The 10,264-nt window shown below is 59.7% G+C and carries 1 pseudogene; it reads left to right on the top strand.

The window, feature by feature from the left end:
• Window positions 1-58 precede the first annotated feature (58 nt).
• A pseudogene (locus tag KQH55_RS15205) lies at window positions 59-10,264 on the top strand (amino acid adenylation domain-containing protein); the annotation flags it as partial.

Raw genomic sequence — 10,264 nt, 5'->3', positions numbered from 1 at the left:
GACGATGTTGCAGGCGATGGCGGCTTGCCCACAGCAATCGGTGGCAACACTGCAGATGCTGGGAGCGGATGAGCGTCAGTTGCTGCTGCAGACATGGAACGCGACGGCGGCTCCCTACCCCACTCACCAATGCATTCATCAGTTGTTCGAGGCGCAGGTGGCGCGCAGCCCGGAAGCCACTGCGCTGGTGTATGAAGCGCAGACACTGAGCTATGCGCAATTGAACGCCCGGGCCAACCGTCTCGCGCATCGGCTCATTGAATTGGGCGTCAAGCCAGATACCCGAGTGGTGCTCTGTGTCGAGCGCTCGCCGGCAATGGTCGTGGGGCTATTGGCGATTCTGAAGGCCGGCGGTGCGTATGTGCCGCTCGATCCCGCGTATTCGTCCGAGCGTCTCACGCATATTCTCGCCGATACCGCACCCACGATCGTGTTAGCTGATGCGGCTGGGCGCGCTGCGCTCGGTGATGCTGTACTGACCTCGTGCACGGTAATTGACCCCAATAGGCTGCCGGAGGCAGCGGATACCAATCCGTCAGTGTCAGGCCTGACGGCGCACGATCTCGCCTATGTGATTTATACGTCCGGCTCGACCGGGACGCCCAAGGGCGTGATGGTCGAACATGCGCAAGTGGTGCGGCTGTTTGACGCGACTCACTCCTGGTATGGCTTCAATGAGCGCGATATCTGGTGCCTCTTTCACTCGTTTGCGTTTGATTTTTCCGTGTGGGAACTCTGGGGCGCGTTACGTTACGGTGGCAAACTGGTCATTGTGCCCCATCATACTGCCCGCTCTGCCCAAGCGTTTCACCAATTGGTCTGTGAGCAAGGCATCACCGTATTAAACCAAACACCTAGTGCGTTTAAGGCCTTTATCGCTAGCCAAGCACAAAGCGCCTTATCGGATCAATTACGCTATGTGATCTTTGGTGGGGAGGCGCTGGAGCCCGCCATCTTACAGGCATGGTATGCCACGCACGATGAACGTCGCCCGCAATTGGTCAACATGTATGGGATTACCGAGACCACTGTGCATGTGACTTACCGGCCGCTTCGACAACAGGACAGTAAGCAAGCGGGTAATCCGATTGGCGTACGGATCCCAGACCTGAAGATCTATCTGCTCGATGCGCACGGGCAGCCGGTGCCGCTCGGTGCGGTGGGGGAACTGTACATTGGTGGGGGCGGTGTGGCACGTGGCTACCTGAACCGTCCGGAGTTGACTGCCGAGCGCTTTGTGCGCGATCCGTTCTCGGATGCACCGGATGCGCGGATGTACAAGACGGGCGATTTGGCGCGCTATTTGTCCGACGGCAATCTGGCGTACGTAGGTCGCAACGATGATCAAATTAAGATGCGCGGCTTTCGCATTGAGCCCGGGGAGATCGAGGCATGCCTGGCTGCGCACCCGCAGGTGCGCGATGTGGTGGTGCTCGTGCGAGGCGAGGGCCTGGACAAGCGGCTTATCGCGTACGTGGTGGCCGAGCCGGATGACGCGCTGGCTAGCATGTTGCGCACGTATGTGGCCACTCGCTTGCCCGAGTATATGGTGCCGGCTGCGTTTGTGCGGCTCGATGCGTTGCCGTTGACGCCCAATGGCAAGCTCGATCGGCGGGCGTTACCCGAGCCAGACGCTGATGCGCTCGCGCATCAAGCGTATGAAGCGCCGCAAGGTGAGCTGGAGACGACGCTGGCGTCGATCTGGTCGGAGCTATTGGGCGTCGAGCGTGTCGGTCGGCACGATAGCTTTTTTGCACTCGGGGGCCATTCGCTGCTGGCGGTGCGTTTGATGAACCGAGTGGGTGCGCTCGGTGCCGACGTGCCACTTGCGGCCCTCTTTGCATCGCCGACGCTGGCCGCGTTCGCGGCAGGGGTGAAGGCGCAGTTAAACCAGCAAACTAGCACGCTGCCTGAGATCACGCCGGTTTCACGCGAAGGCGCGTTGCCGCTGTCGTTCGCGCAGCAACGGCTATGGTTCCTTGCGCAACTCGATGAGGTCAGGGGTACTTACCACATCCCGCTTGTGCTGCGTGTGCGCGGGCCTTTCGATCGGGCTGCCTGGCAGCAAGCGCTGGATGCGCTGTTTGCGCGTCACGAAGCACTGCGCTCGACGTTTGTCAGTGTCGACGGGCAGCCGCAGGTGCGGTTGCTGCCGGCCGACACGGGCATGCCGCTGCGCTGGCACGATCTGCGGGGCGTGCCGGATGCCGACGCGCAACGGGTGCGTTTGACCGCCGATGAAGTGCACGCGCCGTTCGATTTGGCGCGCGGACCGCTGATGCGTGCATGCGTCGTTCAACTTGCCGACGATGACTATCAGTGCGTGCTCACGCAGCACCATATTGTGTCGGACGGCTGGTCAATCGACGTGTTGGTACGCGAGTTGAGCGCGCTGTACGCCGCGAGCGTTGGGGCGCAAGCTGATCCGCTGCCGCCGCTGGCGGTCCAGTATCCGGATTACGCGACCTGGCAGCGTCAGTGGCTGTCGGGCGAGCGGCTTCAAACGCAGAGCGACTACTGGCGCACGACGCTGGCTGACGCGCCGGTGCTGCTGGAGCTACCAACGGACCGGCCGCGTCCGGTGCAGCAATCGTTTGCCGGCGCGCACGTGCCGGTGCGGATCGATGTGCAAACCACGTGCGCACTGAAGCGCTTGAGCGCTGAGCATGGCACGACGCTATTTATGACGGTGCTTGCCGCATGGAGCGCGGTGCTCGCGCGCCTGTCGGGCCAGGACGATTTGGTCATTGGCACGCCCAGCGCGAACCGGGGGCACCGCGCAATCGAGCCGTTGATTGGTTTTTTTGTCAATACGCTGGCGTTGCGCGTCAATCTGGAGGATGAGCCGACGACCGCGCAACTGCTCGAGCGCGTGCGGCGCACGACGCTGGACGCGCAGGCGCATCAAGACCTGCCGTTCGAGCAAGTGGTTGAAGTGGTACAGCCGCCGCGCCGGCTCAATCACACGCCGTTGTTTCAGGTGTTGTTCGCGTGGCAGAGCAATGAAACAGGGCAGTGGCGCTTACCTGGGCTGGATGTCACGCCTGACGAACTCGATTACGACATCGCTAGGTTCGACCTTGAACTGCATCTGTATGAGGCAGGCGAGGAGATCACCGGGTCATTGCATTATGCGAGTGCGTTGTTTGACCCCGCGACGATCGAGCGGCACGTAGGGTATCTGACGACGATGTTGCAAGCGATGGTGGCTCGCCCACAACAACCGGTGGCAACACTGCAGATGCTGGGAGCGGATGAACGTCAGTGGCTGCTTCAGGCGTGGAACACGACGGCGGCTCCCGACCCAGCCCACCCGTGCATTCATCAATTGTTTGAGGCGCAGGTGGCGCGCAGCCCCGATGCCACTGCGCTGGTGTATGAAGCGCAGACACTGAGCTATGCGCAATTGAACGCCCGGGCCAACCGTCTCGCGCATCGGCTCATTGAATTGGGCGTCAAGCCGGACGCTCGAGTGGCGATTTGCGTCGAACGTTCACCGGCGATGGTCGTAGGGCTATTGGCGATCCTGAAAGCGGGCGGTGCGTATGTGCCGCTCGATCCCGCGTATCCGCCCGAGCGCCTCGCGCATATTCTTGCTGATACCGCGCCGGCCATCGTGCTGGCCGATGCGGCAGGCCAGTCTGCGTTGGGCGACACGGTTCTGGCTTCATTCACCGTACTGGATCCGAACGTACTGCCAGAGCGCGCGACCACCAATCCACAGGTGCCTGGGTTGAGCGCTCGTCATCTGGCCTATGTGATTTATACGTCCGGCTCGACCGGCATACCAAAGGGCGTGATGGTCGAGCACGCTCAAATAGCCCATCTATTTGACGTCACGCAACTGGACGACGCGCAGAAGAAAGATCAAGCGTCGATGAGCCATCCAGTTTGGATGCGACAAGCGTATGGACTGACGCCTGATGATCGTGTTCTGCAAAAGGCGCCCTTGACTTTCGATGTGTCGGTCTGGGAGTGCTTTTGCACATTGCTCAATGGCGCGACCCTCGTCGTGGCAGCACCCGGTGTGCATAGGGATCCGTCTGCGTTAGTGGAGTTGATGATCCGGCAGCGCATCACGACGGTTCATTTTGTGCCTTCCATGCTCAGCATGTTTCTCGCCACTGACGCAGTTCAGCGCTGCACGGCGGTCAAACGCGTGCTTTGCACGGGAGAAGCCCTCACGAGTGCGCAGGTTCGGCTTTGTCAGCGTCTTTTACCGCACGCCCAACTGCATAACTTGTATGGCCCCACCGAGGCAACGATTGGTGTGGCAGCGTGGACTTGTCCAGCAGAGTATACGGAGGACACTATTCCGATTGGTCGGCCCATTGCCCATAACCGACTTTACCTGTTGGATAGACACGGTCAGCCGGTGCCGCTGGGGGCGACCGGCGAGTTGTACATCAGTGGTGCAAGTGTCGTGCGCGGTTACTTGAATGGCCCCGACCTGACCGCCGAGCGCTTTTTGCTCGATCCGTTTAGCGATCGTGAGGACGCGCGCATGTATAAAACGGGTGATTTGGCGCGTTACCGGCCTGACGGGAATTTGGCGTTTCTGGGACGCAATGATCACCAGGTCAAGATTCGAGGTCTTCGAATCGAGTTGGGCGAAATAAAAACATGCCTGGTTAGACATCCGCAGGTACAAGAAGCGGTAGTGCTTGCGCTGGGTGAGGGCATGGACAAGCGGCTTGTCGCGTACGTGGTGGCCGAGCCGGATGACGCGCTGGCCAGCGAGCTGCGCGCGCATGTGGCCGCTCGCTTGCCCGAGTATATGGTGCCGGCCGCGTTTGTGCGGTTGGATGTGTTGCCACTGACGCCGAATGGTAAGCTGGATCGGCGGGCGCTACCTGAGCCAGACGCTGACGCGCTCGCGCATCATGCCTATGAAGCGCCACAAGGCGAGTTGGAGACCACGCTCGCGACGATTTGGACGGAGCTACTCGGGGTGGAGCGTGTTAGCCGGCATGACAGTTTCTTTGCGCTCGGGGGCCATTCGCTGCTGGTAGTGCGTTTAATGAACCGAGTTGGCGCGCTGCTCGGTGCTGACGTGCCGCTGACGGCCCTCTTTGCATCGCCGACGCTGGCTGCGTTTGCGGCGGTGGTGAGTGCGCAATTGAACCAGCCAGTCAATGCATTGCCTGAGATCACACCGATCTCGCGCGAAGGCGCGTTGCCGCTGTCGTTCGCGCAGCAACGACTATGGTTCCTCGCGCAACTCGATGGAGTCAGTGGTACCTATCACATCCCGCTGGTGCTGCGTGTGCGCGGGCCTTTTGATCGGGCTGCGTGGAAGCAAGCGCTGGATGCGCTGTTCGCGCGCCACGAAGCGCTGCGCTCGACGTTTGTCAGTGTCGACGGTCAGCCGCAGGTGCAGCTGCTGCCAGCCGACACAGGCGTGCCGCTGCACGGGCATGATCTGCGTGGGGTGCCCGATGCCGACGCGCAGCTGTCGTGTTTGACCGCCGATGAAGCGCGTGCGCCGTTCGATTTGACGCGTGGGCCTTTGATGCGCGCATGCGTGATTCAATTGGCCGACGACGAACACGTGTTGGTGCTGACACAGCACCATATTGTGTCGGACGGTTGGTCGTTTGGCGTGCTGGTGCGCGAGTTAAGCGCGCTGTACGCCGCGAGCGTGGGGGCGCAAGCCGATCCACTGCCAGCGCTGACGATCCAGTATCCGGATTACGCGGCCTGGCAGCGTCAGTGGCTCTGTGGTGAGCGGCTTCAAACACAGAGCGATTACTGGCGCACGACGCTCGCGGACGCACCGGTGCTGCTGGAACTACCGACGGACCGGCCGCGCCCGGTACAACAGTCGTTTGCCGGCGCACACGTGCCGGTGCAGATCGATGCGCGAACCACGCAAGCGCTCAAGCGCTTAAGCGCTGAGCATGGCACGACGCTATTTATGACGGTGCTTGCGGCGTGGAGCGCGGTGCTCGCGCGTTTGTCAGGCCAGGACGATTTGGTCATTGGTACGCCCAGCGCGAACCGGGGGCATGCTGCGATCGAGCCGTTGATTGGCTTCTTTGTCAATACGTTAGCGTTGCGTGTGAATCTGGAGGGTGAGCCGACGACGGCACAATTACTCGAACGCGTGCGGCGCACGACGTTGGACGCGCAGGCGCATCAAGACCTGCCGTTCGAGCAAGTGGTCGAGATCGTGCAGCCGATGCGCCGGCTCAATCACACGCCGCTGTTTCAAGTAATGTTCGCATGGCAGAGCAGGGAGACAGGACAGTGGCGCCTACCGGGCCTAAAAGTCACACCCGACGAACTCAAATACGACATTGCTAGGTTTGATCTTGAACTGCACTTGTATGAGGCAGGCGAGGAGATCCTCGGATCGTTGCATTATGCGAGTGCGCTGTTTGACCCCGCGACGATCGAGCGACATGTTGGGTATCTGACGACGATGTTGCAGGCGATGGCGGCTTGCCCACAGCAACCGGTGGCAACACTTCAGATGTTGGGAGCGGATGAGCGTCAGTTGCTGCTTCAGACATGGAACGCGACGGCGGCTCCCTATCCAGTCCACCAATGCATTCATCAGTTGTTCGAGGCGCAGGTGGCGCGCAGCCCCGATGCCACTGCGCTGGTGTATGAAGCGCAGACACTGAGCTATGCGCAATTGAACGCCCGGGCCAACCGTCTCGCGCATCGGCTCATTGAACTGGGCGTCAAGCCGGACGCTCGAGTGGCGATTTGTGTCGAACGTTCACCGGCGATGGTCGTAGGGCTATTGGCGATCCTGAAGGCCGGTGGCGCGTATGTGCCGCTCGATCCCGCGTATCCGTCCGAGCGCCTCGCGCATATTCTTGCCGATGCCGCACCAATGATCGTGCTGGCCGATGCAGCTGGCTGTACCGTGTTGGGAGAGGTAGCGCTCGCGTCGTGCACGGTGATCGATCCAAATGAGTTGCCTTCCCTGGCGGATACCAATCCGTCTATCTCAGGCCTTACCGCCCGCGATCTTGCCTATGTGATTTACACGTCCGGCTCAACTGGCAAACCCAAGGGCGTCATGATCGAACATCGTAATGTGGTCAATTTCTTGGTTTCGATGTCTTCCTATCCTGGCATGTCGAGTCACGACCGATTGCTTGCCGTGACCAGTATCTCTTTTGATATTGCAGGCTTAGAGCTTTACTTACCGATGAGTCACGGTGCGGCAGTCGTCATTGCTAGCCGTAGGGAAGTTACCGACCCGAGCATACTTCAAAAGCTTATTGACGAACAAAAAATTAGCTTGATGCAGGCCACGCCAGCGACTTGGCAGGTTCTTTTAGAGCAGTCAAAGCATATGCCCGGCCTGACGGCGCTATGCGGAGGGGAAGCATTACCGTCTAGTTTATCAATAAAGCTTCGCGACGCTACTCAAGTTACATGGAATTTGTACGGACCTACCGAGACCACCATTTGGTCTTCTATTTACTGTATTGCTGAGCATCAAGATACGGTTGGGCCGACAACCCCTATTGGTAGGCCTATTGCGAACACGCAAATTTATCTACTGGATACGTATGGCCAGCCGGTGCCGTTAGGTGCGGTCGGAGAGCTATACATCGGTGGTGCCGGTGTCGCCCGTGGCTATTTGAACCGTCCAGAACTGACTGCTGAACGTTTTGTACCTAATCCGTTCTCGGATACTCCCGACGCACGCATGTATAAGACAGGAGACTTAGCCCGGTATCAGAACAGCGGTAATTTAAATTTCGTTAACCGTGCTGACCACCAAGTCAAAATACGCGGTTACCGGATTGAGCCGGGTGAAGTTGAAGCTGTACTTCAACGCCACCCTGCTGTAGCACAAGCTGCGGTTATCGCACGAGAGGACCGTTTCGGAGATAAAAACTTAGTCGGTTATGTTGTCCTTAGAAATATATCTACCGAATCCGATCCTGCAGCAGAAACGCATCAAGTCAATGAATGGCAAAGTGTCTATGATGCTTATTACAGTAATGAGCAAGATTATCCTTTCGGCGAGGATTTTAGTGTCTGGAAGAGTAGCTACGATGGTCAACCGATCCCGTTGTCGGCTATGCAAGCGTGGCGCACCGATGCGGTTGAGCGTATTCGTGCGCTGCAACCGCGGCGGGTGCTGGAGATTGGCGTAGGCACGGGACTGCTACTTGCACACCTGGCGCCGCATTGTGACGCGTATTGGGGCACGGACTTTTCCGCGCCTTCCATCGAGACATTACGCGCTCAGTTGGCGCATCAGCCGGAACTGGCCTCTCATGTCCAATTGCGCACACAGGCTGCGCATATCACCGAGGGCTTACCGTCAGAGTATTTCGATACCATCGTGATCAACTCGGTGGTGCAATATTTCCCCAGTGCCAGCTATTTAATGGAGGTGGTCCGCCAAGCGATGGACCTGCTGGTGCCCGGTGGGCGTGTTTTCATCGGTGACGTGCGCAACCTTAACCTGCTGAACTGTTTTACTACCGCGGTGCAGTTGCACCAAGCCGATTCGGCCACCGACGACAGGTCGAGCGTCGGGCGGCGTATCCAGCAAGCGCTGCTTGCCGAAAAAGAGCTGCTGCTAGCGCCCGCTTTCTTCAGCGCACTGCCGGACAGCATCGACACGATTGCGGCGGTCGATATCGAGCTTAAGCGCGGTGACTACGATAATGAATTGAGTCGCTATCGCTACGACGTGGTGTTGCGCAAAGGGCCCGTCAACACATTGTCGCTTGCTCATGCGCCACAGCTGCGTTGGGGACGAGGGATAGTCGAGATCGAGGCGCTACAGACATTGCTTGCGACGGAGCGTCCCGCCCAGCTGCGCATCACGGGTGTGCCGAATGCCCGGCTAGCGCTGGAGATAGAGGCGATGCAGGCGCTTGAGCATAGCGATGATATCGGTCTAATTCAGCGTCAGTTCATGACCGGCAACGCGCAGGCGATTGGATTGGAACCAGAGGTTTTCTCTGCATTGGGTGAGTTGCTTGGCTACTGGGTCGGCATCACGTGGTCGGAGCATGATGCCCACGCCTGCTTGGATGTTGTATTCGTACAAGCCAGTGAGATGGCCCAAGCGATGCCCACCGATGTGTACCTTCGGCCTTCGGACGTCGCTCAAGCATCACCATTCAGCTACGCGAACCAACCGGCCAGCTTTGATTCCTTTGCAGACGTTCGCCACTATGTCGCGACACAGCTGCCTGATTACATGGTGCCAGCCGCGTTTGTGCGGTTGGATGCGCTGCCGTTGACGCCCAATGGCAAGCTCGATCGACGTGCGCTACCTGAGCCAGACGCCGACGCACTCGCGCATCAAGCGTATGAAGCACCGCAAGGTGAGTTGGAGGCCACGCTCGCGACGATCTGGGCGCAGCTATTGGGCATCGAGCGTGTCGGCCGGCATGATAGCTTTTTTGCCCTGGGTGGCCATTCGCTGCTGGCGGTGCGGTTGATGAATCGGGTCAGGGCGCTCGGTGCTGAAATGCCGCTGACAAGCTTATTCGCGTCGCCGACGCTGGCCGCGTTTGCAGCGGTGGTGAGTGCGCAGATGAATCAGCAGGGCACCGTATTGCCTGAGATCACACCGATCTCACGCGAAGGCAGCTTGCCGCTGTCGTTTGCGCAGCAGCGGCTATGGTTTCTCGCGCAACTCGATGAGGCAAGCGCTAATTACCATATTCCACTTGTACTGCGCGCGCGCGGGCTTTTTGATCGGGCCGCATGGCAACAAGCGCTGGATGCGCTGTTCGCGCGCCACGAAGTGCTGCGCTCGACGTTCGTGAGTGTCGAGGGGCAGCCACAGGTGCAATTGCTGCCGGTGAATAGGGGTGTGCCGCTGCGCTGGCATGACCTGCGTGGCGTGTCTGATGCCGACGCGCAGCTGTCACGTTTGACCGCCGATGAAGCGCGCACGCCGTTCGATCTGGCGTGCGGGCCGCTGATGCGCGCATGCGTGATCCAATTGGCTGACGACGAGCACGTACTGATGCTGACAAAGCACCATATCGTGTCGGATGGCTGGTCGTTTGGCGTGTTAGTGCGCGAGTTGAGCGCGCTGTACGCGGCCAGCGTTGGAGCCCAAGCTGATTCATTGCCGCCGCTGGCGATCCAGTATCTGGATTACGCGGCCTGGCAGCGTCAGTGGCTGTCGGGCGAGCGGCTTCAAACGCAGAGCGACTACTGGCGTAGGACGCTGGCCGATGCGCCGGTGCTGCTGGAACTACCGACGGACCGGCCGCGCCCGGCACAACAGTCGTTTGCTGGTGCCCACGTGCCGGTGCAGATC

The sequence above is a fragment of the Mycetohabitans sp. B3 genome (assembly GCF_021498065.1).
Taxonomy (GTDB): Bacteria; Pseudomonadota; Gammaproteobacteria; order Burkholderiales; family Burkholderiaceae; genus Mycetohabitans.
The sequence above is the reverse complement of the archived record's forward strand: the minus strand, read 5'-3'. Positions and strand labels throughout refer to the sequence as shown.